This is a genomic window from Hyphomicrobium sp. 1Nfss2.1 (assembly GCF_965243865.1).
Lineage (GTDB): Bacteria > Pseudomonadota > Alphaproteobacteria > Rhizobiales > Hyphomicrobiaceae > Hyphomicrobium_A.
The window spans coordinates 315,871-341,149 of the sequence record NZ_OZ251603.1; the positions used below are offsets into that span (position 1 = coordinate 315,871).

General features: G+C 63.9%; 26 protein-coding genes. 20 read left to right on the forward strand and 6 right to left on the reverse strand.

What is annotated here, in order from left to right; all coding sequences use genetic code 11:
- The first annotated feature begins 109 nt into the window (after positions 1-109).
- Positions 110-1,144, forward strand: coding sequence for a pyruvate dehydrogenase (acetyl-transferring) E1 component subunit alpha (pdhA, locus tag ACP15D_RS01565; RefSeq protein ID WP_424955816.1), 1,035 nt, complete (start codon positions 110-112; stop codon positions 1,142-1,144).
- A gap of 51 nt (positions 1,145-1,195) precedes the next feature.
- Here pdhA and ACP15D_RS01570 read toward each other — a convergent pair whose 3' ends face one another.
- The gene (locus ACP15D_RS01570; RefSeq protein ID WP_424955817.1) at positions 1,196-1,516 is read right to left on the reverse strand and encodes a GIY-YIG nuclease family protein; all 321 of its coding nucleotides are present in this window, start codon (positions 1,514-1,516) and stop codon (positions 1,196-1,198) included.
- Positions 1,517-1,605: 89 nt separating this feature from the next.
- Here ACP15D_RS01570 and ACP15D_RS01575 point away from each other — a divergent pair, with 89 nt between their 5' ends.
- The 10 genes from ACP15D_RS01575 to ACP15D_RS01620 all read left to right on the forward strand — a co-directional run bounded on the left by ACP15D_RS01575 (position 1,606) and on the right by ACP15D_RS01620 (position 9,279).
- On the forward strand, positions 1,606-2,997 hold the full coding sequence (locus ACP15D_RS01575) for a pyruvate dehydrogenase complex E1 component subunit beta (protein WP_424955818.1): 1,392 nt from the start codon (positions 1,606-1,608) through the stop codon (positions 2,995-2,997).
- A gap of 14 nt (positions 2,998-3,011) precedes the next feature.
- Positions 3,012-3,473 carry a hypothetical protein gene (locus tag ACP15D_RS01580; protein WP_424955819.1) on the forward strand — a complete coding sequence of 154 codons (462 nt, stop codon included), beginning with the start codon at positions 3,012-3,014 and terminating at the stop codon, positions 3,471-3,473.
- Positions 3,470-4,432 carry a 2-oxo acid dehydrogenase subunit E2 gene (locus tag ACP15D_RS01585; protein WP_424955820.1) on the forward strand — a complete coding sequence of 321 codons (963 nt, stop codon included), beginning with the start codon at positions 3,470-3,472 and terminating at the stop codon, positions 4,430-4,432. Before ACP15D_RS01580 ends, ACP15D_RS01585 begins: the two co-directional genes overlap by 4 nt.
- 234 nt (positions 4,433-4,666) lie before the next feature.
- Complete coding sequence (locus ACP15D_RS01590) at positions 4,667-5,182, forward strand: hypothetical protein (RefSeq protein WP_424955821.1); 516 nt, start codon at positions 4,667-4,669, stop codon at positions 5,180-5,182.
- 153 nt (positions 5,183-5,335) lie between these two features.
- Positions 5,336-5,641 carry a hypothetical protein gene (locus tag ACP15D_RS01595; protein WP_424955822.1) on the forward strand — a complete coding sequence of 102 codons (306 nt, stop codon included), beginning with the start codon at positions 5,336-5,338 and terminating at the stop codon, positions 5,639-5,641.
- Positions 5,642-5,729: 88 nt separating this feature from the next.
- Positions 5,730-7,193, forward strand: a complete 1,464-nt coding sequence (lpdA, locus tag ACP15D_RS01600; protein WP_424955823.1) for a dihydrolipoyl dehydrogenase — start codon at positions 5,730-5,732, stop codon at positions 7,191-7,193.
- A gap of 22 nt (positions 7,194-7,215) precedes the next feature.
- Entirely contained in the window at positions 7,216-7,473 is a 258-nt protein-coding gene (locus ACP15D_RS01605; RefSeq protein WP_424955824.1) for a GlsB/YeaQ/YmgE family stress response membrane protein, read from the forward strand.
- A 32-nt stretch (positions 7,474-7,505) separates the two neighbouring features.
- Positions 7,506-7,778: a GlsB/YeaQ/YmgE family stress response membrane protein gene (locus tag ACP15D_RS01610; protein WP_424955825.1), complete on the forward strand. Its 273-nt coding sequence runs from the start codon at positions 7,506-7,508 to the stop codon at positions 7,776-7,778.
- A 45-nt stretch (positions 7,779-7,823) separates the two neighbouring features.
- Positions 7,824-8,789, forward strand: a complete 966-nt coding sequence (gene lipA / locus ACP15D_RS01615) for a lipoyl synthase (RefSeq protein WP_424955826.1) — start codon at positions 7,824-7,826, stop codon at positions 8,787-8,789.
- Between the two features lie 19 nt (positions 8,790-8,808).
- Entirely contained in the window at positions 8,809-9,279 is a 471-nt protein-coding gene (locus tag ACP15D_RS01620; protein WP_424955827.1) for a type II toxin-antitoxin system RatA family toxin, read from the forward strand.
- A 19-nt stretch (positions 9,280-9,298) separates the two neighbouring features.
- On the opposite strand, the gene ACP15D_RS01625 is transcribed toward ACP15D_RS01620, so the two are convergent.
- The 4 genes from ACP15D_RS01625 to ACP15D_RS01640 form a co-directional block, all read right to left on the reverse strand.
- A complete protein-coding gene (locus tag ACP15D_RS01625; protein ID WP_424955828.1) occupies positions 9,299-10,096 on the reverse strand; it encodes a pentapeptide repeat-containing protein in 798 nt (265 codons plus the stop codon).
- Positions 10,089-10,607: a CinA family protein gene (locus tag ACP15D_RS01630; RefSeq protein WP_424955829.1), complete on the reverse strand. Its 519-nt coding sequence runs from the start codon at positions 10,605-10,607 to the stop codon at positions 10,089-10,091. Before ACP15D_RS01630 ends, ACP15D_RS01625 begins: the two co-directional genes overlap by 8 nt.
- A gap of 106 nt (positions 10,608-10,713) precedes the next feature.
- The gene (locus ACP15D_RS01635; RefSeq protein ID WP_424955830.1) at positions 10,714-11,202 is read right to left on the reverse strand and encodes a MarR family winged helix-turn-helix transcriptional regulator; all 489 of its coding nucleotides are present in this window, start codon (positions 11,200-11,202) and stop codon (positions 10,714-10,716) included.
- A gap of 95 nt (positions 11,203-11,297) precedes the next feature.
- A complete protein-coding gene (locus ACP15D_RS01640) occupies positions 11,298-12,503 on the reverse strand; it encodes a bifunctional 2-C-methyl-D-erythritol 4-phosphate cytidylyltransferase/2-C-methyl-D-erythritol 2,4-cyclodiphosphate synthase (RefSeq protein WP_424955831.1) in 1,206 nt (401 codons plus the stop codon).
- Between the two features lie 143 nt (positions 12,504-12,646).
- Between ACP15D_RS01640 and dusB the strand changes: the two genes are divergently transcribed.
- The 9 genes from dusB (at position 12,647) to ACP15D_RS01685 (ending at position 23,619) form a co-directional block, all read left to right on the forward strand.
- Positions 12,647-13,654, forward strand: coding sequence for a tRNA dihydrouridine synthase DusB (gene dusB, locus ACP15D_RS01645; protein WP_424955832.1), 1,008 nt, complete (start codon positions 12,647-12,649; stop codon positions 13,652-13,654).
- Positions 13,651-14,799, forward strand: a complete 1,149-nt coding sequence (locus ACP15D_RS01650; protein ID WP_424955833.1) for a two-component system sensor histidine kinase NtrB — start codon at positions 13,651-13,653, stop codon at positions 14,797-14,799. Before dusB ends, ACP15D_RS01650 begins: the two co-directional genes overlap by 4 nt.
- A 3-nt stretch (positions 14,800-14,802) precedes the next feature.
- Positions 14,803-16,251, forward strand: coding sequence for a nitrogen regulation protein NR(I) (ntrC, locus tag ACP15D_RS01655; RefSeq protein WP_424955834.1), 1,449 nt, complete (start codon positions 14,803-14,805; stop codon positions 16,249-16,251).
- 224 nt (positions 16,252-16,475) lie between these two features.
- Complete coding sequence (locus ACP15D_RS01660) at positions 16,476-18,737, forward strand: ATP-binding protein (RefSeq protein WP_424955835.1); 2,262 nt, start codon at positions 16,476-16,478, stop codon at positions 18,735-18,737.
- Between the two features lie 32 nt (positions 18,738-18,769).
- Positions 18,770-20,170, forward strand: coding sequence for a sigma-54-dependent transcriptional regulator (locus ACP15D_RS01665; protein WP_072377605.1), 1,401 nt, complete (start codon positions 18,770-18,772; stop codon positions 20,168-20,170).
- A 116-nt stretch (positions 20,171-20,286) separates the two neighbouring features.
- Complete coding sequence (locus ACP15D_RS01670; protein ID WP_424955836.1) at positions 20,287-21,150, forward strand: D-amino-acid transaminase; 864 nt, start codon at positions 20,287-20,289, stop codon at positions 21,148-21,150.
- Positions 21,151-21,291: 141 nt separating this feature from the next.
- Complete coding sequence (gene hfq / locus ACP15D_RS01675) at positions 21,292-21,537, forward strand: RNA chaperone Hfq (RefSeq protein WP_072377609.1); 246 nt, start codon at positions 21,292-21,294, stop codon at positions 21,535-21,537.
- A 47-nt stretch (positions 21,538-21,584) separates the two neighbouring features.
- Entirely contained in the window at positions 21,585-22,952 is a 1,368-nt protein-coding gene (gene hflX / locus ACP15D_RS01680; protein WP_424959154.1) for a GTPase HflX, read from the forward strand.
- Positions 22,953-23,100: 148 nt separating this feature from the next.
- Positions 23,101-23,619: a nucleoside deaminase gene (locus tag ACP15D_RS01685; RefSeq protein ID WP_424955838.1), complete on the forward strand. Its 519-nt coding sequence runs from the start codon at positions 23,101-23,103 to the stop codon at positions 23,617-23,619.
- 12 nt (positions 23,620-23,631) lie between these two features.
- Here ACP15D_RS01685 and ACP15D_RS01690 read toward each other — a convergent pair whose 3' ends face one another.
- Positions 23,632-25,278 carry a cisplatin damage response ATP-dependent DNA ligase gene (locus ACP15D_RS01690; protein ID WP_424955839.1) on the reverse strand — a complete coding sequence of 549 codons (1,647 nt, stop codon included), beginning with the start codon at positions 25,276-25,278 and terminating at the stop codon, positions 23,632-23,634.
- Between the last annotated feature and the right edge of the window lies 1 nt (position 25,279).

Sequence of the window (25,279 nt, forward strand, 5' to 3'; positions counted from 1 at the left end):
ATCTGCATGCATGGAATGATGCAGATGAGCCTCGCGCTTCTGGCCTTCGCCAGCGGCGTCTAGTAGTCTGCGGGCCGACGCCACACTCCCCGCGCAACAGGGCTCCCCGATGGCTTCTGAAAAACCGCAACGCGCCGCATCGACTGCCAAGCGCGCCTCCGGCAATGGCCACAAACAACCCACAGCCGGCATGACGCGCGCCGAGCGCCTCGACGCCTATACGCGCATGCTGCTGATCCGCCGCTTTGAGGAAAAGGCCGGCCAGCTTTACGGCATGGGCCACATTGGCGGTTTCTGCCATCTCTACATTGGCCAGGAAGCGGTCGTCGTTGGCATGCAGATGGCGCTGGAGCCGGGCGATCAGGTCATCACCGCGTATCGCGACCACGGTCATACGTTGGCAACCGGCATGGACGCCAAGAGCGTCATGGCCGAGCTGACGGGCCGGCGCGACGGCTGCTCCAAAGGCAAGGGCGGCTCGATGCACATGTTCGCCCCCGACAAAGGCTTCTACGGCGGCCACGGCATCGTCGGCGCAACTGTGCCGCTCGGCGCCGGTCTCGCTTTCGCCAACAAGTATCGCGGCGACGATCGCGTCTGCCTCACATACTTCGGCGACGGCGCCGCCAATCAGGGGCAGGTCTACGAAGCTTTCAACATGGCGGAGCTTTGGAAGCTCCCCGTGATCTTCATCATCGAGAACAACAAGTACGCGATGGGCACCTCGATCGAGAGGGCGTCGTCGACGACGAACCTTTCCCAACGAGGCCTCTCGTTCAACATTCCGGGCGAGCACGTCGACGGCATGGACGTTGAAGCCGTGCGGGCAGCGGGCGAGCGCGCCATTGCCTTCGCGCGCGCAGGCAAAGGCCCCATGATCCTCGAGATGATGACGTACCGGTACCGCGGCCACTCGATGTCCGACCCCGCTAAATACCGCACGCGCGAGGAAGTGCAGCAGGTGCGCGAAACGCACGACGCCATCGAGCACGTGCGCAAGCTGCTAATCAGCGATGGCGTCACCGAGGACGAGCTGAAGGCCATCGACAAGAAGGTGCGCGATGAGGTGAATGCCGCTGCCGAGTTTGCACTGTCAGATCCCGAGCCCGCTCCCTCCGAACTCACCACCGACGTGCTGGTTTGACGGATAAATGTCATCCCGGGGCTCGTCCCCGGGATCCAAGGTGTCACGATGTCAAAGTTTTCGGGCAGGCGCGACGCCCGGCAAAGAAGGATACAAGTCCTGCCAATGCGGGTTCTCACGCTCAATCAAATTGACCTTCCAGTCGCGCGGCCATTCCTTCATGGTCTTCTCGCGCTGGATGGCTTCGTCGATCCGGCAGAACTCTTGAAACCAAACCAATTGGTTCACACGGTATCGCTGGGTGAAACCGCGGATGGAGCCGCTGCGATGCTCTTCAACGCGTCGAATGAGCCCGTTTGTGACACCGATGTAGAGCGTGCCTCTCGGTTTGCTCGCGAGGATATAGACCCAATAACTATGCACGATGCTCACACTCTACACCGCGTGGAGAATGCCGCTGTTTGGATCCCGGGGAGAAGCCCCGGGATGACAGTTGCGAGGGCGGACGCTGCGGAGGCCACATGCCTGAAGTCCTGATGCCTGCGCTGTCGCCCACGATGGAAGAGGGCACACTGTCGAAATGGCTCGTCAAGGAGGGCCAGGACGTCAAATCGGGCGACGTCATTGCTGAGATCGAGACCGACAAGGCGACGATGGAGGTCGAGGCCGTCGACGAAGGCACGCTGGCGAAAATTCTGGTTCCCGCCGGCACCGAGAACGTCAAGGTCAACACACCGATTGCGATCATCGCAGGTGAGGGCGAGAGCGCTCCCGAGCCGAGCGCCCAGAAGGCGCCGGAGCCCGCAACGTCAGCGCCGCCGCCACAGCAAGCATCTGCTGCGCCGACAGTCCCTGCAGCCGCCGCTAATGAGACCTCAATCAGCTACGAACCGCCGTCAGCCGAACCGGAGATCGCTCCCGGTACCGAGATGGTCAACCAGACCATGCGCGAAGCGCTGCGCGATGCCATGGCCGAGGAGATGCGCCGCGATCCCGACGTGTTCCTGATGGGCGAGGAGGTCGCGCAGTACCAGGGCGCCTACAAAATCAGCCAGGGGCTGCTGGAAGAATTTGGCGACAAACGCGTCATCGACACGCCCATCACTGAGCAGGGCTTCACCGGCGTTGGCGTCGGCGCCGCGTTCGCGGGCCTGAAGCCGATCGTCGAGTTCATGACATGGAACTTCGCGATGCAGGCCATCGACCAGATCGTCAACTCGGCTGGCAAGACGCACTACATGTCGGGCGGCACAGTGCATGTGCCGATTGTTTTTCGCGGCCCCAACGGGGCGGCTGCCCGCGTCGCTGCCCAGCACAGCCAGTGCTATTCGTCCTGGTATGCGCACGTCCCGGGTCTGAAGGTGATCGCGCCATCGACGCCGGCGGATGCCAAAGGACTTTTGAAGTCGGCGATCCGCGATCCCAATCCGGTCGTAGTTCTCGAGAACGAAATACTCTACGGCGCGCACGGCGACGTACCCAAGAGCGACGACTTCCTCATCCCCATCGGCAAGGCGCGGATCGCCCGCGCCGGCAAGGATGCAACCGTCGTCTCATTCGCACGCGGGATGGTCTATGCGCTCGAAGCCGCGGAGCGCCTAGCCAAGGAAGGCATCGACGTCGAGGTCATAGACTTGCGCACATTGCGCCCGCTCGACATGCCGACCGTGCTCGCGTCGGTCAAGAAAACGAACCGCCTCGTCACGGTCGAGGAAGCCTGGCCGGTGTGCTCCATAGGCTCGGAAATCTGCGCCCAGGTCGCCATGCACGCTTTCGACGATCTTGACGCCCCGCCGGTGAAAGTGTCGGGCGCCGACGTTCCGATGCCCTACGCGGCAAATCTCGAAAAACTCGCGCTCCCCTCCGTCGATCAGGTCGTCGCGGCGGTGAAGCAGGTCATGTACGTGTCGTAACCGGACGGGATCAGATGACCGACGTATCGATGACACAAGCGGAGCTGTTGAACGGCCTGTTCGGCTCGCTGCAGACCATTCTCACCATCGTATCGCTGTTCTTTGCCATCGTGTCCGGCTACATCGCCGCGTTGTTCTTTTTTCTCGGCCGCGCCGGATTGTTCCTGCGGCTCCTGGCCTTCGGCCTGCTCACCATCGGTTTGAGCTTCCTCGGTGGCACCGCGGCCGTCGTCCAGTCGATGCAGGAAGGACTGCTGCAAGCATGGGGACGCCTGCCGCAGCCGATCATGACCGTCGACAGTTTGCGCAATCCCATGCCTGTATCGAGCGGCCTGCCCCTATCGCAACAGGAGTTGGGCGTCGTCACCGGCTGGATCATCGGCATCGGTGTCTACAGCGCGCTCTCCTACCTGACATTCCTGCACGACTGGTCGAAGGAAGCAGCCGCGCAGCACGCATCGGGAGGTACCGCATGAGCACCAATGTCGCCTCCGCAGAACGCGTTCGCATCTCACCCCTGGCAAGACGCCTGGCGCACGAAGCCGGTCTCGCAATCGACAGGCTAGCCGGCACCGGACCGCACGGACGCATCATCAAGCGTGATATCGAAGCTGCCATCGCGAACGGCGGCGCCAACCGCGCTGCGACGCCTCAGGCTTCGCACCGCGAGGTCGCAACCGCGCCGCCGACGCCTGCCGCGCTTTCCGACGACAAGATCCTCGCCCTCTACGACAAGGGTAGCTACGAGCTCGTTCCGCACGACAAGATGCGCCGCATCATCGCCGAGCGCCTCACCGTCGCCAAGCAGACGATCCCCCACTACTACCTGTCGATGGACTGCCGCATCGACGAGTTGCTGCGCGCCCGCGGACGCATGAACGCGGCCTCGCCCGCGGAAGGTCCGCGCGCCTACAAGCTCTCCGTCAATGACTTCATCATCAAGGCGATGGCGCTCGCACTGCAAGAGGTCCCGGCGGCCAATGCAACGTGGACCGAGGCCGGCATGCTTCAGCACAAATATTCGGACGTCGGCGTCGCCGTGGCCATCGACGGTGGCCTGTTCACTCCGGTCATCCACCACGCCGAGATGAAATCGCTTTCAGAAATCTCCAACGAGATGCGCGATCTGGCCGACCGGGCTCGTAAGCGCCGCCTCGCCCCGCACGAGTACCAGGGCGGCACGACATCGATCTCCAACCTCGGCATGTACGGCATCAAATCGTTCGACGCGGTGATCAATCCACCGCACGCGACGATCCTCGCCGTGGGCGCGGCCGAGAAGCGTCCGGTGGTCGTCGGTGAGACGCTGGAAGCAGCCACCGTGATGAGTGTGACACTTTCTTGCGATCACCGTGTGGTCGACGGGGCAACTGGAGCTGCCCTGCTTGGCGCATTTCGGGCCTTCATCGAAGACCCTGTCCGCATGCTCGTTTGAGCGGAACGTCGCCAAAACTCTAGCGAATCGGCTTTTGCCAAAAACGCGTTTACCAAGCCGTTGCGCTGTGGCGCAGCGGGCACGCATTGCGACCTTTCCCCAACTAAGCACCTCCCAAACCGCCCCGGACCGCATAAGAATAGGGCACTTGCTTGCCGTTGGCCCAGGGCGAGACTAGAAGCGGGACACATGCGTGGGCGTACCTGATCTCTCTAGCTCTTGGAGTGAATCCCAATGACGGCGCGCTCAAACGCCATAATCGCAACAGCCGCTTTTGGTTGTCTGCTGCTTGCAGGCTGCGCGGAAGGCAGCCTCGGTTCCACATTCAACACAGGCTCCATCGACCCGCAGAAGCAGGCCGCAGCCGAGCAGGCTGAGAAGTCCAAGCAGGCTCTTTGCGCCACGCTGGTGTCACAGATCGAAGCGCTGAACAACGAAGGCGTCTCCGATAAGGTGGCGAAGGCTGCCGCGAAGAAATACAAGCTGAAGTCGGGCGACCTTGCCAAGGCGGACGAGCTCAACAAGGCGAACACCGAATTCCAGAGCAAGTGCTCGAGCTATCCGCCGCGCATTGCCGCGACCGCTCCCGTCGATCCCGTGACGACGGGCTCGGTTGCCGCGGCAGGCACCACGAAGACGGCCAGCAAGGCTAAGCCGCCCGTTCCGACTCAGAAGCCGGTCGCCGCTGCCATGGCGCCGCAGGAGACGACGGCGAGTGCCGCCACCACACCGGCAATCCCGAACCCATAAGAGGGTTTGCGTCCACTCATCTTTCAGGCGTCGCTGTGTCATCCAGATGCGGCGGCGCCTGAGTGATTTCTGCACATCCCTGCAAGAAGGGTTGCGCCGGGACAAACCGTGTGGTGAAAAACGCCCTGGCTTCCAAGGCGAGTGGAGGGCACGGTGACAGGTAGCGGTCGGGGCGTACGCGTTTCGGGCGGAGCATTGGCGATCACTATTGCGGTGATGCTGGCAGGCTGTGCCGGCAACACCGGCAACGGTAGCGGTGATCCCGGTCCTCAGGCGCTGAGCGCCGGTGAGACCTGCCAGGGCATCCGTGGCAACCTCAATAAGCTCGACAAAGAGGGTGTGCCCTCTCTCGTCGAACGCCAGAACTCTGGCCAGAAGCTGCCTGCAGCCCAAAAGGCCAAAGCAGACCTCTACAACCAATTGCTCGATAAGTACCTGGGTGCGCGCTGTCACGTGTAGTGGCGGGTGTCGAACCGGTAATCGAACGTGCTAGCAGAGGCCTCGGCGTCGGGTGACACCGGGGCCTCTTCGCACAGGGAGCAGGAAGATGGGCGCCAGCGACTACGATGTCATCGTCATCGGTGCTGGACCTGGCGGATACGTTGCCGCCATTCGCGCCGCCCAGCTTGGCTTCCGCACCGCCGTGGTCGAGCGCGCGCATCTCGGCGGCATCTGCCTCAACTGGGGATGTATCCCGACGAAGGCGCTACTGCGCTCCGCCGAGATTGTGCATCTGGTGGGCGAGGGCGAAAGTTTCGGCGTGCGTGCGGGCAAACCCCAGATCGACATCGCCGCAATGGTCGCCCGTTCGCGCGCCGTGTCGCGCGAATTGAACGCCGGCGTCGGGTTCCTGCTGAAGAAGAACGGCGTCGACGTGATCTGGGGGGAAGCAAAGCTGCGCGGCCGCGGCGGGATCGACGTCGCTGCACCGCGCGACACGGGCCGCCCCAATCCCGAGCCGCCGAAAGACGCCCGCGGGCCGGGGCGCTACACCGCTTCGCACATCATCGTTGCCACAGGCGCGCGTCCGCGCGCGCTGCCCGGCCTCGAGCCCGACGGCGAACGCATCTGGACCTACTTCGAGGCGATGTTGCCGCCGTCCCTGCCACGTTCGCTGCTGATCGCCGGCTCGGGTGCCATCGGCATCGAGTTCGCATCCTTCTATCGCGCGCTCGGCTGCGAGGTGACCGTCGTCGAGCTGTTGGAGCAGATCCTTCCCGTCGAGGACGCAGAGATCGCCGCGCTCGCCCGCAAGGCCTTCGAGAAGGAAGGCATCCGCATCATCACCGGCGCCAAGGTTGCAAGCGTTGAGCGCGGCAAGGATTCCATCACGGCTGATGTCGTCACATCGGATGGCAAAAGCGAGAAGATCACGGCCGAACGCATGATTTCGGCTGTTGGCGTCGTCGGCAACACCGACGGGCTCGGCCTGGATGCGCTGGGTGTGAAACTCGACAGAGGCCTCATCGTTACCGATGGGCTCGGCCGAACTTCGGTCGCTGGCATCTACGCCATCGGCGATGTAGCCGGCGCCCCGATGCTCGCCCACAAGGCCGAGCACGAGGGCGTCGCCTGTGTCGAGGCGATCAAGGGGCTCGACGTTCACGCACTCGACAAGCTGCGGATCCCCGGCTGCACCTATTCGCGCCCGCAGATCGCTTCGGTCGGCCTCACCGAGCAGCGTGCAAAAGAGGCCGGCCGCGATATCCGCGTCGGGCGGTTTCCCTTTCGCGCCAATGGTAAAGCGCTGGCCCTCGGCGAGCGCGACGGCCTTGTGAAAACGATCTTTGACGCAAAGACCGGCGAACTGATCGGCGCACACATGCTTGGCGCTGAGGTCACCGAGCTGATCCAGGGCTTCGTCATCGCCATGCAGCTCGAGGCGACTGAGGAGGACCTGATGCGCACCGTCTTCCCACATCCGACCCTTTCGGAGATGATGGGCGAAAGCGCACTGTCAGCGTGGGGCCGCGCCATACATATCCCGCCAGCCGCAAAAACCAGCCGCTGAGCGGCCGCAGAGGAGATCGCTTATGAACGTGGAAACCCGTGCTCTCGTCGTCTTTGCGGTCATCGGCATTCTCGCGGGCTTTCTTGCCTCGGTTCTCATCGGCGGCGGTGGCGGAATTCTGCGCTATCTCATCACCGGCATCGTCGGCGCATTTGTCGGCGGCTATCTGTTCGACGCCCTGAAGATCGATCTCGGCATCGGCAACAAGTTTCTATCCGAAGTGGTGACGGCAACTGCCGGCGCCGTCATTGTCGTCATATTGGCGCGTGTCATCGCTTAAGCGCCCAAGGGAATTCTCAGGGGAAACAGTCAATGGAAAACTACTCGACCTACTTGCCGTGGATCGTCATGGCGGTGAATGGCTTGGTGGCCGGCTGGATTGCCTCAATGTTGCTGGGCGGGCGTGGCGGGTTCATCCGCGACATCTTCATCGGCATTATCGGCGCCTTCGTCGGCGGCGCTCTCGTCCAAGCCGGACTATTGAAGCTCCCTTTCCTCTATGACTGGCCCTGGGTGCACCTCATCGCCGTATCGACCATCGGCGCATTGATCATCATCGTTATCGGCCGCATTGTCGGCCGCTAAGCCCGCTCATCGCTCAGATTTGCATGGGGCTAGCGGTGCTCTAGAATGCACCGCCCTACCTCAGGCAGGATTGTACCCTTGGATACCTCGCCGCCCACCGAACTAACCCCACACCAGCCTGACGCTGCAGTGCGCCCGGCCAAGCCGTCGTGGATCAGAGTGCGGGCGCCGAGCGGGCCGGGTCTCGCCGAGACGGTACGCGTTGTCCGCAAGAGTGGCGTTCACACGGTCTGTGAGGAGGCCGGCTGTCCCAACATCGGCGAATGCTGGTCGAAGCACCACGCCACCTTCATGATCATGGGCGACACCTGCACGCGCGCCTGCGCCTTCTGCAATGTGCGCACAGGTATCCCGCGCCCGCTCGATCCCGATGAGCCCAGCCGCGTCGCCAAGGCGGCGAGCGAGCTTGGTCTCACGCACATTGTCGTCACCTCGGTCGACCGTGATGACCTGCCCGATGGTGGGGCCGATCATTTCGCGCGCGTGATTTACGCACTCCGCGAGCAGTCCCCTGGCACGACCGTCGAAGTCCTGACGCCCGACTTCATGCGCCGTCCCAACGCGCTTGCGACGGTGCTGGCCGCACGGCCCGACGTCTTCAATCACAACCTTGAAACTGTGCCGCGCCTCTACCTGTCGATCCGCCCTGGGGCGCGCTACTTCCATTCGCTGCGCCTGCTTCAACGCGCCAAGGAGATCGACCCCAACGTCTTCACCAAGTCGGGCATCATGGTCGGGCTGGGCGAAGAGCGCACCGAGATCATGCAGGTGATGGACGATATGCGCTCCGCCGGCGTCGACTTCCTCACCATCGGACAATACCTGCAGCCGAGCCCGAAGCACGCGCCCGTCAAGCGCTTCATGCCGCCGGCCGAATTCGAGCAACTGCGCCAGATTGCCGTCGCCAAGGGGTTCGCGCTCGTCGCCTCGAGCCCCTTCACGCGGTCCTCCTACCACGCAGGAGAGGACTTCGCGAAGCTCCAGGCCCAGCGCCGCGCGCGCAACGCTTGAGGCAGGACGGAGCCCGAACTTGCCCACCTTCGAGACGACGCGCCGCGTGCCATTCACCGCCGATCAGATGTTCGCCGTGGTTGCCGACGTCGAGCGCTATCCCGAATTCGTCCCGCTCTGCGAGGCCCTCACCATCAAGTCGCGCGAGGATGGAACCACCCATTCAGTCATCATCGCGAGCATGAGCGTTGGGTACCACGCCATCCGCGAAACCTTCACCAGTCGCGTTACCTTGCGCCCGCAGCGTCACGAAATCGACGTCGAGAAGATTGACGGCCCGTTCGCGCGCCTCACTAACCGCTGGCGTTTCCGCGATGTGGCCGGCGGCTGCGAAGTGCAATTCCACATCGACTATGCGTTCGCTTCCCGGATGCTTTCGATGCTGATGGGCGCCGTGTTCGACAAGGCCGTGCGCAAATATACCGATGCCTTCGAAGCCCGCGCGCGCCTGCTTTACGGCAACAAGCCGACCGGCACACCGGCAGCCTGAATAGGCAGCCAGATCGCATTTACCTGATCGCCTTGTCGACATTGCGTGCACTGTCGAGCCCCAGCGCCGTTTCAAGTCCGCGCACGCCGGTGAGAACCGCACCGTCAAGGTCCGCCTCCGCGAGGTCGACACCCGTTAAATCCGCACCAGTCAGATCCGCCCGCGATAGGTCCGTCTTGCGCAGCACCGCACCGGAAAGATCTGCGCCGCGCAGATTGGCGAACGACAATAGCGCGTAGGTGAGGTTGGCGCGGCTGAGGTTGGTACCAGACAGATCCGCCCCCGACAGCTCCGTGCGCCAGATGTGTTCGATGAAGCCGGTGCGATTGAACGGGGCCAGCGTCGCCCCAGAGAGGTCGGCGCCCCGAAAGCTCGTGCGGTTGAATCGCCCGAAAAGGCGTGCCCGGGCCAGCTTGGTGCCGACGAAACTCGCCGCCTCGTTGCTCGGTGCCGCCAGCGTAGAAAACGTAGACGGACGCAGAAAGCTCGCGTCCGACAGATCGGCGCCATCGAACCGCGCCCCGATGATCGTCACGCGATCGAGCCGCGAGCCCTTCAGTTGTGCGTTCGACAAATCCGCCCCGCTGAGGTCCGCCCCGAACAGATTGCTGTTGCTCAAGTTGGCCGCTTTGAAATCGAGCCCGCTCAAATCCATCTCGCGCAGGTCACGCCCGACGAGTTGCGGTGGTCGGCTCCGGTCGGCGTTGTAAAGCTGGGTCGTGAGGTCGCGCACACTGATATCGCCTGCCGATGCAGCGGCGATCGCCAGCACCAGGCAGGCGGCTATGGCCGATGCCGATGCGAGCGGCCTAGCCATGCGGGATGCCCGGTGTGATCGCACCTGCCATCAACGCGATGCCTTCGCGCACGCTGGAGAGGCGAATCTCCCGTCGTCCGATATCTCCGAAGCGGCATTCCATTACCCGCGTCGGCGCGCCGCGCGCGGCAACCCCGAGATAAACGAGGCCCACTGGCTTTGCCGCCGTACCGCCGTCAGGGCCGGCAATCCCGGTGATCGATAGGGCAATGTGCGCGGGCGAGCGAGCGAGCGCACCATCGGCCATTGCGCGCGCCACTTCCTCGCTGACCGCGCCGTGGCGCTCGATCGTTTCGAGGGGAACGCCCAGCAAGTCGCTCTTAGCGGTGTTGGAGTAGGTGACGAACCCGCGCTCCACCATGCCCGATGAACCAGGCACCTCCGTAAGCAGTCCCGAGACGAGCCCGCCAGTGCAGCTTTCAGCCGTGACAACCAACAGCGAATGGCGCTGCAACTCGCTCAGCAGCGCTCTAGCGGCATCGTAGAGGTCTTGCGGGAACAGCGTGCTCATGCGCCTCGCACGGGTATATCATCGGACAAGCGAAAGGGGGTGCACCAGCACCCCCTTCAATATAGTCCCCTGAGCGCCCGTAAGGTCAAACGCCTCGAAAGGCGCTTCAGGCCGGAGCGAGCTTCTCGGCTTGATGCAGCAGGTGGTCAAGCGTGCTGAGGCTCTCAGCGCCCATGACCGTGAATGCCCGCTTCTGCGCATCCTGCCAGATCGGGAACGCATCCTTGAGGATGGCCTGACCCTTCGCTGTCAGATGCAGCCCGCGGCCACGACGGCCAGCCGGCGGATCCATGTTGATGTGCCCGAGCGCCAGCAGACGCTTCAGGTTGCGCGACAGCGTCGACTTCTCGATGTCGAGCTCGTGGCCGATCTCGACCGCCGTGATCGCATCGCGCTGCGCGAGTTGCGCTAATAGCGTGTACTGGCTTGTGGTGATGCCAAGCGGGCGCATGGCATCGTCGTAAACGCGCGTAATGATGCGCGAAAGCTGACGCACGCGCGTTGCAAGGCATGCGCTGGCGGTGGTTTCGGCGATATCAGAAATGCTCGCCGTTTCGACCGGCTTGCGCTCCAGCGTGTTGGTCATCAGGTTCATGTCGGCCCCCCGAAGGCTCGTGGTCATACAACCACCTTGAATCTTGATGCCGCGATTCTGTCGCAGGGGTCAAATGCACTTACGCCGCGCAGGGGCTACGGCAGACCGAGTGGCAGCAGCACCGTTGCGCTCGCCATTGCCGCAATGCCTTCGCCGCGGCCGATAAAGCCAAGCTTCTCCATCGTGGTCGCTTTGATACCTATGCGCGATACGTCGATGTCGAGGATGCCGGCCACCGCTGCACGCATGGCATTGCGATGCGGCCCGATCTTCGGTGCCTCGCAAAGGAACGTGACGTCGACGTTGCTGATCCGCCCGCCGAGTTTGCGCACGCGCGCGGCGGCATCGGTCAGGAAAATGTGCGAGGCCGCACCGCGCCAGCGCTCGTCGCTCGGAGGAAAGTGCTGGCCGATGTCGCCATCGCCGATAGCCCCGAGCAGCGCGTCGGTAAGTGCATGCAAACCGACGTCGGCGTCGGAATGTCCTTCGAGCTTCTGCGAATGCGGGATCTGCACGCCGCACAGCCACACGTGATCGCCGGGCGCAAACCTGTGCACGTCGAAGCCAGTCCCGTTGCGTGGCTCGAAGGAGTTCGATGGCGCCATCAGTCGTTCTGCCAGCGCAAGGTCGGCGGCGGTTGTTAGCTTCATGTTGAGTGCCCCGCTGGCGATGAGCTTCACGGGCAGTCCCGCCCATTCGGCGAGCCCCGCATCGTCTGTGAAATCGTGGCGGCCCTCAGTGGCTGCTCGACGATGCGCCTTTAAGATCGCGCCGAAGCGGAATGCCTGCGGGGTTTGCGCCCGCCACAGCCCCGCGCGATCCACGGTGCGGGTGATCACTGCGTCTGCGCCCGCCTGCTTCAGTGTGTCGCTGACCGGTTCGGCGGCAATTGCGGCGGGGTGCTCCGAGAGAGCAGAAAGCAGCCGGCTGACGAGATCGCCGGTTAGAAATGGCCGCGCCGCGTCATGGATCAGGACATAGTCGGGTGGCGCATCGGCGAAGGCTTCCAGCCCGGCAAGCACCGAGTCCTGCCGCGTGGCCCCGCCGGCCACCGGAGGAAGCAACGCAGCCTTAAAGGATGCTGCCGCTTTATCATAAAGTTGAGCATCTTCCGGATTGTAGACCACCACGCTGCGAGCTACTTCGGGGTGCCCCTCGAATAGGCGAAGAGAGTGCGCCAGTACCGGGAGCCCAGCTAATGGCAGATACTGCTTGGGTGGCTCCCCCACACCGCGCGCACGCGTCCCGCGGCCTGCCGCCACGATCACTGCCGCCGCTGTCGCCATTGTCGCACCTGCCATAAATGCCCCGGCCTGCTTAGCCAGAACGGGACTTCAGGGCAATTGTGGATGGGCTTGTTCGCGCTTGCGAAATAAAAACTCAGACCCTATTGTGCACAAATGAAGGGCACACATCACCAATGCCTAAATCCTGAGCATCCGGCATGACGTCGATCAGCGGCGGCCTCGAAATTGGTCGCCACACCGTGCCGAACCGGGTCCTGCTCGCCCCCATGACGGGCGTCACGGACCTGCCGTTCCGGCGCCTCGCTCATTCTCTAGGCGCTGGCCTGGTCGTCTCTGAGATGGTCGCCAGCGAAGAATTTGTGCGTGGCCGCACCGATGTGCTGCGCCGTGCCGAAGGCCGGGAGCTTGCCCCGTTTGCAATCCAACTGGTGGGACGCGAGGCCGGCTGGATGGCGGAGGGCGCCCGCATCGCCGAGGACCTCGGCGCCGATATCATCGACATTAACATGGGCTGCCCGGCGCGCGAAGTGACGGGCAAGCTGTCCGGCAGCGCCCTGATGCGCGACCTCGACCACGCCCTATCGCTGATCGAAGCCGTGGTCGCTGCTGTCCGTGTGCCTGTCACGCTGAAGATGCGGCTCGGCTGGGATGACAAGAGCCGAAACGCTCCCGAGCTGGCGCGCCGCGCCGAGGCCGCCGGCATCAAGATGCTCACTGTGCATGGACGCACCCGCTGCCAATTCTTCAAGGGCAACGCCGATTGGACCGCGGTACGGGACGTCGCCAGCGCAGTTTCGATCCCCGTCATCGTCAACGGTGACATCACTTCCGCCGAGGATGCCGACACAGCCCTGAAGGCTTCAGGCGCTGCCGGTGTCATGATCGGCAGAGGCGCCTATGGTGCGCCATGGCTGCCCGGCCGTGTCGCCGCACACCTTTCCGGCGCGCCTATATCCGCCCCCTCGTTGCCCGAGCAGGCGGTCATCGCCCGTTCGCACGTCGAGGACATGCTCTCTCACTATGGTGCCGAGCACGGGCTGCGCATCGCCCGCAAGCACATCGGCTGGTATCTGGAGAAGAGCGGCCGCGCCGTCGATATCGTGAAATCGTGGCGCCGCGTGCTGTGCACTGAGAGCGATCCTTCGCGTGTCATGCGCGGCCTCGCCGCCTTCTACGCCGACGAACCGCTGGAGGCTGCCGCGTGACGAGAAGTGCCGCCGCTACCCGTTCGCCACCGCCAAACCGCAAGCCTGTCGAGCACGATCTGCTGCTCACCGCCGTGCCGCATCCGATTCTCGTTCTCGGCGACGATAATCGCATCATCTACGCAAACTCGGCTGCCGAAGCCTTCCTGTCGAGCGGCATCGCGCTTCTGAAGCGCATCAAGCTGGACGAGGTCGTGGCGTTCGGCTGCCCACTGCTCGCGCTCGTCGAGCAGGTGCGCGTCTCTGGCGCCACCGTGAACGAATACGGCGTCGAGGTTTCCGGCCCGAAATTTCAGAGCCCCAAGCTCGTCGATGTCTACGGCGGCCCGATGCCCGAGCATCCGACCGATGTCGTCCTGATGCTGCAACAGCGGAACATGGCGCAGATGATCGAACGCCAACTCACCCATCGCGCAGCCGCCCGCTCCGTCTCCGGGCTGGCGTCTGTTCTGGCTCACGAGATCAAAAATCCGCTGTCGGGTATCCGCGGTGCTGCCCAGCTGCTCGAGCAGAACCTCTCCGATGCCGACCGCGCGCTAACCCAGCTCATCTGCTCCGAGACAGATCGCATCCGCAATCTCGTCGACCGCATGGAAGTGTTCGGCGACGAGCGCCCGTTGCAAAAGGAGCCCGTCAACATCCACGACGTGCTCGACCACGTGCGCCGGCTGTGCGAGTCCGGCTTCGGCCGCGGCATCCGCTTCATCGAGGACTACGACCCCTCACTGCCGCCAGTCGCCGGCAACCGCGACAAGCTGGTCCAGGCGATCCTCAATCTCGTCAAGAACGCGGTCGAGGCCATCGGCGATAACAAGGCGCAGGGGCGCATCGTCATTCAGACCTCGTTCCGTCCCGGCGTGCGCCTCTCGGTGCAGGGATCCGACTCCCGCATCAGCCTGCCGCTGATGATTCAGATCGAGGACAATGGCTCGGGCGTCCCCGAGCACCTCAAAGAACACTTGTTCGATCCATTCGTCACAACCAAGCCGTACGGCACTGGCCTCGGGCTCGCACTCGTCGCCAAGATAATCAACGATCACGGGGGGATCATCGAGCTCGACAGCGAGCCCAAGCGCACCGTCTTCCGGGTCCTGCTCCCGATGCAGGAACCCTTCACTCCGAACTCCCGCTCGAGCCCGAGGTAGGCCATGGCCCGTGGTACCGTTCTTATCGCCGACGACGACACCGCAATCCGCACGGTGTTGAACCAGGCGCTTGCACGAGCTGGATATGCTCCGCGCGCCACCGGCAACGCCACCACGCTCTGGCGCTGGGTCAGTCAGGGCGAGGGCGATGTCGTACTCACCGACGTCGTCATGCCCGACGAGAACGCTTTCGATCTCATTCCGCGCATCAAGAAGATCCGGCCCGATCTGCCGATCATCGTCATGAGCGCGCAGAACACGCTGATGACGGCGCTTACTGCCGCTGAGAAGGGCGCCTACGAATATCTGCCCAAGCCATTCGATCTGAACGAGGTCGTCGCCGTCGTCGGACGCGCCCTGACCCAACCCGGCCGTCGCCTGCAGCGCCCGACGCAGGAGATCGAGAGCGAGGAGCTACCGCTCATCGGCCGCTCGTCGGCGATGCAGGAAATCTACCGCGTGCTTGCGCGCCTCACGCAAACCGATCTCACCGTCATGATCAACGGCGAGAGCGGCACCGGCAAGGAGCTGGTCGCCCGCGTGCTGCACGACTACGGCCGTCGCCGCCAAGGCCCATTCGTTGCCATCAACATGGCCGCTATCCCGCGCGAGTTGGTCGAGAGCGAGCTGTTCGGTCACGAGAAGGGCGCTTTCACTGGCGCACAGACGCGCACGCAGGGCCGCTTCGAACAAGCCGAGGGCGGCACGCTTTTCCTCGACGAAATCGGCGACATGCCGCTCGACGCCCAGACGCGTCTTCTGCGCGTGCTGCAGGAGGGTGAGTACACCACCGTCGGCGGCCGCACGCCGATCAAGACCAACGTGCGCATCATTGCGGCCACCCACCGAGATCTCAAATCGCAGATCGCACAGGGCCTCTTCCGCGAGGACCTTTTCTATCGGCTCAACGTCGTGCCGATCCGCATTCCACCCCTGCGCGAGCGCCTGGAGGATGTCGGCGATCTCGTGCGTCACTTCTTGCGTCAGGCCACGCGTGAAGGCCTCGGTCAGAAATCGATCGAAGCCGCGGCCATCGACCGCCTCAAGACTCATCCCTGGCCCGGCAACGTGCGCGAATTGGAGAACTTCGTTCGTCGGCTTGCCGCGCTCTATACCCAGGACACGCTCACGGCGCAGATCATTGAGCAGGAACTGGCCGAAGCGATGCCGGAGAAGTCGACCGACATCGGCTCCTCTGATTCGAAGGATCTGAGTGAGCAGGTCGAACGCTATCTCGCCGGCTACTTCTCCGGCTTCGGCAAAGAGCTGCCGCCTCCCGGCCTCTATGACCGTATCATCCGCCAGGTCGAACTCCCGTTGCTCACGGCCGCCCTTGCCGCAACGCGCGGCAATCAGATCCGCGCAGCCGAGTTGTTGGGTTTGAACCGCAACACACTGCGTTCGAGAATAAGGGCGCTGGACATTCGGGTTTTCCGCACGCCCCAGGGTTAGTCGCGGCCCATTGTCCCCTTGAAATTCCAAAGCGTTACCCGCACGCCCTTGCGCGCGGTCAGGACCGGCGTTACCAATTCGCCACGTCGCGAAAATGTCACAGTCTGTTGCTCTGATCCCGGTCGCCGCAACTGGCGGCAGTTCCGTAACCGGCCTCCCCCGGGCCCAAGACTGAAAGCGACCCGATGCCGGCAGTGCTCATCGCACCGCAGCGAGGCCATAACTTGGAAGAAGGGACCTCCGCCCTCAATCCGAGCGACCGCGCTTTTTGGATCGGACTGGTCCTAGTCCTGTTGTCGCTCGTCTCGGCGTTCGCGACCTACCTCATCCTGACTGGTCTCACGCCGATCCCGCCACGAAACGAGGTGGTGCTGGGCGTGCTCGCCCTGAACATCGTCCTCATTGTCGCGATGATCGCGCTCCTCACCTGGCAGGTGCTGGGGCTCGCCAGGGCATGGCGCAAACGAACGCCCGGTGCCCGGCTGCACATTCGCATCGTCGGTCTGTTCTCGATCATCGCTGCACTGCCGACCATCCTGCTCGCGGTCGGCGCGACCGTCACCTTCGCCCGCTCGCTGGACGGCTGGTTCGCCACGTCTACGCGCGCCATCGTGCTGTCATCGCGCGACGTCGCCAACGCCTACCTCGACGAGCACGGTCAGGTGATCCGCACCGACATCGTCAACATGGCGCGCGATCTCGACATGGCCGCCGGCTCCATAGCTGGCGACCCGATCCGCCTTCAACGCCTCGTGATGGTCCAGGCGGGCCTGCGCGATTTGCCCGCGGCCTACATCGTCAATAGCGAGGGCCAGCCGGTCGTCGAAACCAGCGCCGACGATCGGCTGCCCTACATCAGCCCGACACAAAGCGCGCTCGCCCAGGCCGCTGCCGGCCAGGTGGCTTTGATGATGCCCAACGCACACAATTACCGCGTCGGCGCTGTCGCAAAACTGGAGCGCTACCCCGGCATGTATCTTTACGTCGCCCGTGGCGTCAGCCCGCAGGTGACGGAGCATCTCCGCCTTACTGCCCAGAACGTCGACGAGTTCAACCGCCTGCGCAAAGCGCGCGGCGGGCTCAAGGTGGCGCACGGGCTCATGTATCTGATGATCTCGATGACGGCCGTGCTCGCCGCCATCTGGGTCGGTCTATGGTTCGCCGGACGCTTCGTTGCGCCCATCCGTCGTCTCATCGGTGCGGCTCAGGAGGTCTCGACCGGCAACCTCGATATCGAGCTGCCCGAGAAGCGCGGTGAGGGCGATCTGCGGCGCCTTTCGCAGACCTTCAACACCATGACGCGCGAGTTGAAAAATCAGCACGACGCGCTCGTCACCGCCAACGAGCAGTTGATGGAGCGCCGCCACTTCATGGAGGCCGTGCTGTCGGGCGTTTCGGCGGGCGTCATCGGCCTCGACAGCCAGGATCGCATCACCCTCGTCAGCCGCGCCGCCACCAAGCTCCTCGGCATCGAGGATGCCGACCTCGTGGGCAAAAAGCTGCGCGAAGCAATCCCCGCCTTCAGCGGCGTCCTTGACCATGCCGATGAGCACACGCTGAAGCAGCGCTCGCAGGAAGAGATTACGCTCGACGTCGGCGGCGAGGAGCGCACGTTCGCTGTGATGGTCACGCGCGAACGCGCCAGTGGCGGCGACGTCGGCTCTGTCGTCACCTTCGATGACGTGACCGACCTCGTTTCGGCCCAGCGCACGGCTGCCTGGGCGGACGTGGCCCGCCGCATCGCCCACGAGATCAAGAACCCGCTGACGCCGATTCAGCTTTCAGCCGAGCGCCTGCGCCGCAAATACGCCAAGAGCATCACGCACGACCGCGAAACCTTCGACCGCCTCACCATGACGATCGAACGTCAGGTCACCGACCTCAAGACGATGGTCGACGAGTTCGCCGAGTTCGCGCGCATGCCCAAGCCAGAGATGGCGTCGAGCGACCTGCGCCACGCGGTGCAGGAGCCCGTCGTCCTGTTCCGCGAAGGCCATCCAGAGATCAGCTACGATTTGCGCATTCCCGAAAAACCGCTGCTGATGTCGATCGACCGACGCCTCATCACCCGCGCCATCACGAACCTCGTCAAGAACGCCAGCGAGGCGGTAGAAGCCGCACGCGAAACCGCCCAGCAGGAAGACCCGAAGTGGAAGGGCTGGATCGAAACCATCATCACGCCGCAGTCCGACCGCGTTACCATCGAAGTCATCGACAACGGCATCGGCTTGCCCAAGCAGAACCGCGCTCGCCTGCTTGAGCCTTATGTCACCACCAAAGGCCACAAGGGCACCGGCCTCGGCCTTGCCATGGTTCAGAAGATTACCGAACAGCACGGTGGCACACTCGCGCTTGAAGACGCCCCCGTGGCTCCCGGACGCCCGCATGGCGCACTCGTCCGCATCACGCTGCCGCTGGTCTTTGGACACGGACCCGCGCGCCCCGCCACTCCCCCATCCTCAACAGAACAAGCTGCGGCCCACTAGGCCCGCGACATCGACCGAAGGAGTTTTGAAAGATGGCTGCAGATATCCTGATCGTCGACGACGAGGCCGACATCCGCGATCTCGTTGCCGGCATTCTCGAGGACGAGGGGCACAGCGCACGCCTCGCGCGCGACAGCGACGAAGCCCTGAAAGCCATCGAGGAGCGGCGCCCCCATCTCGTCATTCTCGACATCTGGCTGCAGGGCAGCCGTCTCGATGGATTGGAGGTGCTCTCCTACATCAAGCGCACCTATCCTGACCTGCCCGTGGTCATCATCTCCGGTCACGGCAACATCGAGACCGCCGTCACCGCCATCAAGCGCGGCGCCTACGACTACATCGAAAAGCCGTTCAAGGCCGACCGCCTGATCCTCGTCACGCTGCGCGCACTCGAAGCCTCGCAGTTGAAGCGCGAGGTCAAAGAGCTGCGCGAACGCTCGACGTTCAGCGCCGACATGGTCGGCAAGTCACCCGCGATCAACCAGCTAAGGAACGCGCTCGATCGCGTCGCCCCGACCAACAGCCGCATTCTCATTCGCGGAGCATCCGGCGCCGGCAAAGAGCTGGCCGCACGCGTTATTCATATGAAGTCCGCGCGCGCCGAGGCTCCGTTCGTTGTGCTGAACGCGGCCGCCATGGCGCCCGATCGCGTCGAGGAGGAGTTGTTCGGCACCGAGGATCGGACTGGCGGTGGCCCGCGCAAGGTCGGTGCGCTGGAAGAGGCGCACGGCGGCACCCTCTACATCGACGAGGTCGCTGACATGCCGCTCGAGACCCAGGGCAAGATCCTGCGCGTGCTCGTCGAACAAAAGTTCCTGCGCATCGGCGGTAGCCAGAAGGTGGCGGTCGATGTTCGCATCATCTCCTCAACCAGCCGAGACCTGGAGCGTGAGATTGCCGAGGGCCGCTTCCGCGAGGACCTCTATCACCGCCTCAACGTGGTGCCGCTGCGCGTCCCGAGCCTCGCCGAGCGCCGCGAGGACATCCCTGACCTGATCCAGTTCTTCGTCGGCCAGCTATCGAGCGCGTCCGGCCTCGCCCCGCGCCGCATCGGCGAGGACGCAATCGCCGTCCTGCAAGCTCACGACTGGCCGGGCAACGTGCGCGAGCTGCGCAACAACATCGAGCGACTGATGATCCTCGCCGGCGGCGATCCATCGACCGTCATCACCGCGGAGATGCTACCCGAGGAGATCGGCTCCAATGTGCCGCTCCCCGTCAATGGCGGCGCCGAGCACCTGATGAGCCTGCCGCTGCGCGAAGCCCGCGAGATCTTCGAGCGCGAATACCTGCTCGCCCAGATCAACCGCTTCGGCGGCAACATCTCGCGCACGGCCGAATTCGTCGGCATGGAGCGCTCGGCCCTGCATCGCAAGCTGCGGGCCCTCGGTGTCTCATCCGAGCACCGCGGCATGGAAGTGCGTCAGGCCTGATGGCCTGACGTGGGTGAAGTCGTCGGTGAAGTCGTAAGCCTGCGAAGCCGGACGATGGCGACCCGAACGATCGACGAGCTTGCTATCTCACGACCTCACGCACCGACGGATATCTCATGACCCGCATCGTCTACGTGAACGGCCGTTACGTGCCGTATGCCGACGCCGCCGTTCACGTGGAAGACCGCGGCTTCCAATTCGCCGACGCCATCTACGAGGTTTGCGAGGTGAGGGGCGGGAGCCTCATCGACGAAGCGCGGCACATGGCCCGCCTCGAACGATCGCTGGCCGAGCTGCAGATCCGCCGCCCCATGACCGCCGCCGCGCTGGGCCATGTCATGCGCCAGGTCATCCGCCGCAACCGCGTACGCGATGGCCTCGTCTACCTCCAGGTCAGCCGTGGCGCCGCCCCCAGAGACTTCGCGTTCCCTGGTCCCGACGTCCCCCCCACCCTCGTCTGCCTGGCGCAATCGATTTCGGCCGCGCAGCGCGACTTCAAGGCCCTGTCGGGAATAGCCGTCAAATCAATGCCCGATATCCGTTGGCAGCGGCGCGACATCAAGACGGTAATGCTGCTGCCAGCCTGCCTCGCCAAGGAGGCGGCCCGCAAAGACGGGGCTCGTGAGGCCTGGTTTGTGGACGCCGAGGGCTTCGTCACCGAGGGGGCCTCCAGCAACGCCTGGATTATCGACGAGGGCGGCGCCGTCATCACACGGCAATTGGGGCTTGATATCCTCCCCGGCGTCACTCGCGCGACCTTGCTTGACGTCCTTGCCGAGGAGAAGATGCAACTTATCGAGCGACCGTTCCGGCTCTCCGAGGCCTATGCCGCCCGCGAGGCCTTCATCACCTCTGCGACCCAGACGGTGATGCCGGTCGTTCGCATCGATGGGCGTTCTGTGGGCGACGGCAAACCCGGGCCGGTGGCAGGTAAACTACGCCGGAAATTTCACCATTTTGCCGCCATTTCGAGCGCTTGAGACAGCTTCTCTTTGATGACGAACTTGGTATACCTTTTAGTGTGCAGTGCGGCATAATGTTATTATATCACAGCCACTGCGCGCCGCTCACCGGAGCGGCCTCACTACCCCAGCAGACCTAAGAACAGGCGGACAACAAAAATGGGCGCAGATCGAGTTCAGAATCTTCAGGACACGTTCCTGAACCACGTGCGCAAGAACAAGACGCCTCTGACGATTTTTCTCATCAACGGCGTCAAGCTCCAGGGGATCGTGAGCTGGTTCGACAATTTCTGCGTGCTACTGCGACGGGACGGTCACTCGCAGCTCGTGTATAAGCATGCGATATCGACCATCATGCCCGGCCAACCGGTCCACCTCATGGAGACCGAAACGACCGAGGCCTAAAATCTCGGACGACGGCAATCGACGAACGCGTAGACATTGCAGAGCAGATCGAAGGTGAGGCGCGCGCGATAGGTGCGCGCACTCTCGTGCTTGTGCCCGATTTCAAACGCGCTACCCGCCCTCCGCGCGTTGAGGTAGGAGCGCCGAGCCGCACCGCACCGCTGCATTCCCCCCATGATAGGCTTCAGGAAGCCATCGGACTTGCCGAGGCGATAGACCTCGACGTCCGCGACAGCATGCTCGTGCCCGTGGCCGCGCCACGCCCGGCCACGCTGTTCGGCACCGGCAAGGTCGAAAGCCTCAAGGCGATGATCGCCGCGCACGAGATCGCACTCGTCGTCATCGACCATCCCGTCTCGCCGATTCAGCAGCGCAACCTCGAACGCGCGTGGAACGCCAAGGTGCTCGACCGCACCGGCCTCATCCTCGAAATCTTCGGCCGCCGTGCGCGCACCAAGGAAGGGCGCCTGCAGGTAGAGCTTGCGCACCTCTCCTACCAGAAGAGCCGGCTCGTCCGCACATGGACTCACTTGGAGCGCCAGCGCGGCGGCTACGGCTTCCTCGGCGGCCCGGGCGAAGCGCAGATCGAGCTAGACCGCCGTATGATCGACGAGCGCATCATGGCCATCCGCAAGGAGCTCGAGGTCGTGGTGCGCACGCGCGAATTGCATCGGCAGGGACGCCGCCGCGTGCCTTATCCGGTCGTCGCCATTGTCGGCTACACCAACGCCGGCAAGTCGACCCTGTTCAACCGCATCACCGGCGCTGATGTTTTCGCCAAGCACCAGCTCTTCGCCACGCTCGACCCGACGATGCGCGAGGTTCGCCTCAAGAGCGGCCGCCGCATCATCCTGTCCGATACGGTAGGCTTCATCTCCGATCTTCCTACGATGCTGGTGGCCGCCTTCCGCGCCACGCTCGAAGAGGTGATCGAGTCCGACCTCATCCTGCACGTGCGCGATATCTCCCACGAGGAGACCGACAGCCAGGCACACGACGTCGAGCAGGTTCTAGCCGATCTTGGCATCGACACGCTGGCAGCCGACGCACCCCTTCTCGAAGTGTGGAACAAGATCGACCTTCTCTCCGCCATAACCCGCGAAGAAGCGACAAGTGCTGCCCGCTTCGCCGAGCGCCGTCCCGTGCTGGTATCCGCCGTGTCCGGTGAGGGCATCGATAGACTGCTCGACGAGATCGACAAGCGTCTCGGGCGCAGCGACAGCGTTGTTGAGATGCTGATCCCCGCGGACGGCGGCCGCCTTGTCAACTGGCTCTACGAGGAAGCCGACGTCATCGAGCGCGAGCCGCTCGACAGTGGCGAGACGCGCGCCCGGGTAAGGGTCGCGGCCGAGAAGAAGGAGCGCCTGCTGGCCCAGGCGCGCCAGGCCGGCGCCATCATCGAAGCTTCCGCCTGATCACCCGGGTTGGCCCAGGCAACCAATCCCAATGTGACGCTGCGCGAAACCAGTCGGAAGCCATAGGCGGCACAAAAGCGCCCGCATGCTAAGGGACATTGAGCCCAGTTGCTTACCGTGCGCCCTGTAATCGCCGCGGGAGGCACCGATGTCTGGAAGTGATCGCAACCTCATCTCACCCAAGGATCCGATGACGCCGCAGGATCAGGAGTTCATGCGCCTCGCTCTGCAGCACATGCGCGAGGCGGGCGTCGTGACGAAGTCGGGAGGCCCGTTCGGCGCCGTCGTTGTGCTTGATGGAAAGGTGCTCGCCGTCGCCGGCAACAGCGTCATGAGCGACAGCGATCCGACTGCGCATGCCGAGGTCAACGCAATACGCGCGGCCTGCCGCAAGATCGGCAACCCGCACATCGACGGGGCCATCATCTATTCGAGCTGCGAGCCATGCCCGATGTGCTACGCGACCGCCTATTGGGCGCGCGTCTCGAAAATCTTCTACGCGGCCGGCTATCCTGACTACGCTGACCTTTTCGATGACGCAAACATCGCCGGAGATCTCCTGCTCCCCTACGGCCAGCGTCAGGTCGTGCTACAGCAGATCATGCAGCCGGAAGCGCAAAAGGTATGGGCGGAATTCCGCACGCTGCCCGATGGCGCGCGCTACTAGCGTCGGCGCCGGTTAGCGCGACGCGGCAGCAACGCCGGCCGCATCGGCGGCATTATCAGTCGGCGCCACCACCAGCTTCTGCACTGTCTCCAGCGTGTCCGCCTCGCTGGCCGGCTTGTCCCAGCGTATGCGATGCACGCGCGGGAAGCGCATGGCGAGGCCGGATTTGTGCCGCGTCGACGGAAACACGGCGTCGAACGCGATCTCCAGCACCATGGTTTGCTCCACCGCGCGCACCGGGCCGAACTGCTCGGTCGTGTGGTTGCGGATGAAGCGGTCGAGCCGCACTAGCTCTTCGTCGGTGAAGCCTGAATAGGCCTTACCTACCGGCACCAGCTCGCGCGCGATCTCGCCGTTCTCGCCAGCAATCTCACGCCAGACGCCGAACGTATAGTCTGAGTAGTACGACGACCGCTTGCCAGAGCCGCGCTGCGCATACATCAGCACGCAATCGATGGTGAGCGCGGCACGCTTCCACTTCCACCAATGCCCTTTCGGCCGGCCGGAGAGATACGGGCTCTCCCGCCGCTTCAGCATCAACCCCTCGATGCCCGCCTCACGTGCTCCGTTCCACAAGGCATCGAGTTCGGCGAAGCTCTCGAACCGCACGATGGCACTGACATCGCTGGCGCGCGGACGATGAAGCTCATGCCACGCTTCGAGACGTTCGCGCCGGTCGTCGAATGAAAGCGCGCGCACGTCCTCGCCATCGTCGATGAGAATATCGTAGAGGCGCACGAACGCCGGATGCTCGCGCAGCATTTTCGCCGTCACGGTCTTGCGATTGAGACGCTGCTGCAAATCGTTGAACGGCGCGACCACGCCATCGCGCGCCACCAGCAGCTCGCCATCGACGACGGCATTATATGGCTGAAATGCCGCCACCACCTCGGGGAAGCTGCCCGAGATGTCATCACCGGAACGCGAGAAGATGCGCACGTCCCCGCCGCCCGCCGCGATCTGCACGCGAACGCCATCCCACTTCCACTCGGCGACGATGTCGCTCGGAGACAGGTTGGCCCAGTCGCCTTCCTCGATCGGATGGGCAAGCATGAGCGGACGGAAAATCGGCTTGCCGGAAACGTCCGGCCGCGGCGAGCGATGCTCGAGCCATGCGAACAGCTCTGCGTACGGGGGCTTCAGCGCATGCCAGATCTCTTCGATCTCGGAAAGATCATGTCCGCTCATTTGCGCCAGCGCAGTGCGCGCGAGCCGTGCCGAGACACCGACACGCGGCGCGCCGCCAATCAGCTTCAGCAGCGCCCAGCGCCCGCGCACGTCCAACCGATCGAGGAAATCGCCCAGCACCGGTGCAACGGCATTGCCCGGAACCACCTCCAACGCCGCCACCATATCGGCGAGGGTAGGGGAGGGCCGCGTCGCGCGTTTGTCCGGCCAGAGCAGCGACACCGTCTCCGCCGTGTCGCCGACGTAGTCGCGCGACATCTGATACAGCACCGGATCGATGCGGCCCGTCATCAGCTCGGCAATCGCGCGCCGCAAGGGCAGGCGCGCGAACAGCCCGTCCGTCAGTGCCGCCAACGCGTATCCTCTGTCGGGATCGGGCGCGGCGCGAAAATACTCGACCAGCAGCGCCAGCTTGCCGTTCCGCGACGGCGTCGTCGTCAGGCAATCGAGAAGATTGGCGAAACGCTGCACG

What these genes read in the sequence shown, in the direction of transcription:
- ACP15D_RS01635 (WP_424955830.1), bottom strand. Translation starts at nt 11,202, where the DNA reads ATGAACCTGATGACCAACACGCTGGAGCGCAAGCCGGTCGAAACGGCG.
- ACP15D_RS01590 (WP_424955821.1), top strand. Translation starts at nt 4,667, where the DNA reads ATGACGGCGCGCTCAAACGCCATAATCGCAACAGCCGCTTTTGGTTGT.
- ACP15D_RS01625 (WP_424955828.1), bottom strand. Translation starts at nt 10,096, where the DNA reads ATGGCTAGGCCGCTCGCATCGGCATCGGCCATAGCCGCCTGCCTGGTG.
- pdhA (WP_424955816.1), top strand. Translation starts at nt 110, where the DNA reads ATGGCTTCTGAAAAACCGCAACGCGCCGCATCGACTGCCAAGCGCGCC.
- ACP15D_RS01580 (WP_424955819.1), top strand. Translation starts at nt 3,012, where the DNA reads ATGACCGACGTATCGATGACACAAGCGGAGCTGTTGAACGGCCTGTTC.
- ACP15D_RS01665 (WP_072377605.1), top strand. Translation starts at nt 18,770, where the DNA reads ATGGCTGCAGATATCCTGATCGTCGACGACGAGGCCGACATCCGCGAT.
- ACP15D_RS01575 (WP_424955818.1), top strand. Translation starts at nt 1,606, where the DNA reads ATGCCTGAAGTCCTGATGCCTGCGCTGTCGCCCACGATGGAAGAGGGC.
- ACP15D_RS01630 (WP_424955829.1), bottom strand. Translation starts at nt 10,607, where the DNA reads ATGAGCACGCTGTTCCCGCAAGACCTCTACGATGCCGCTAGAGCGCTG.
- ACP15D_RS01670 (WP_424955836.1), top strand. Translation starts at nt 20,287, where the DNA reads ATGACCCGCATCGTCTACGTGAACGGCCGTTACGTGCCGTATGCCGAC.
- ACP15D_RS01685 (WP_424955838.1), top strand. Translation starts at nt 23,101, where the DNA reads ATGTCTGGAAGTGATCGCAACCTCATCTCACCCAAGGATCCGATGACG.
- ACP15D_RS01610 (WP_424955825.1), top strand. Translation starts at nt 7,506, where the DNA reads ATGGAAAACTACTCGACCTACTTGCCGTGGATCGTCATGGCGGTGAAT.
- lipA (WP_424955826.1), top strand. Translation starts at nt 7,824, where the DNA reads ATGCACCGCCCTACCTCAGGCAGGATTGTACCCTTGGATACCTCGCCG.
- hfq (WP_072377609.1), top strand. Translation starts at nt 21,292, where the DNA reads ATGGGCGCAGATCGAGTTCAGAATCTTCAGGACACGTTCCTGAACCAC.
- ACP15D_RS01585 (WP_424955820.1), top strand. Translation starts at nt 3,470, where the DNA reads ATGAGCACCAATGTCGCCTCCGCAGAACGCGTTCGCATCTCACCCCTG.
- ntrC (WP_424955834.1), top strand. Translation starts at nt 14,803, where the DNA reads ATGGCCCGTGGTACCGTTCTTATCGCCGACGACGACACCGCAATCCGC.
- lpdA (WP_424955823.1), top strand. Translation starts at nt 5,730, where the DNA reads ATGGGCGCCAGCGACTACGATGTCATCGTCATCGGTGCTGGACCTGGC.
- dusB (WP_424955832.1), top strand. Translation starts at nt 12,647, where the DNA reads ATGACGTCGATCAGCGGCGGCCTCGAAATTGGTCGCCACACCGTGCCG.
- ACP15D_RS01605 (WP_424955824.1), top strand. Translation starts at nt 7,216, where the DNA reads ATGAACGTGGAAACCCGTGCTCTCGTCGTCTTTGCGGTCATCGGCATT.
- ACP15D_RS01640 (WP_424955831.1), bottom strand. Translation starts at nt 12,503, where the DNA reads ATGGCAGGTGCGACAATGGCGACAGCGGCGGCAGTGATCGTGGCGGCA.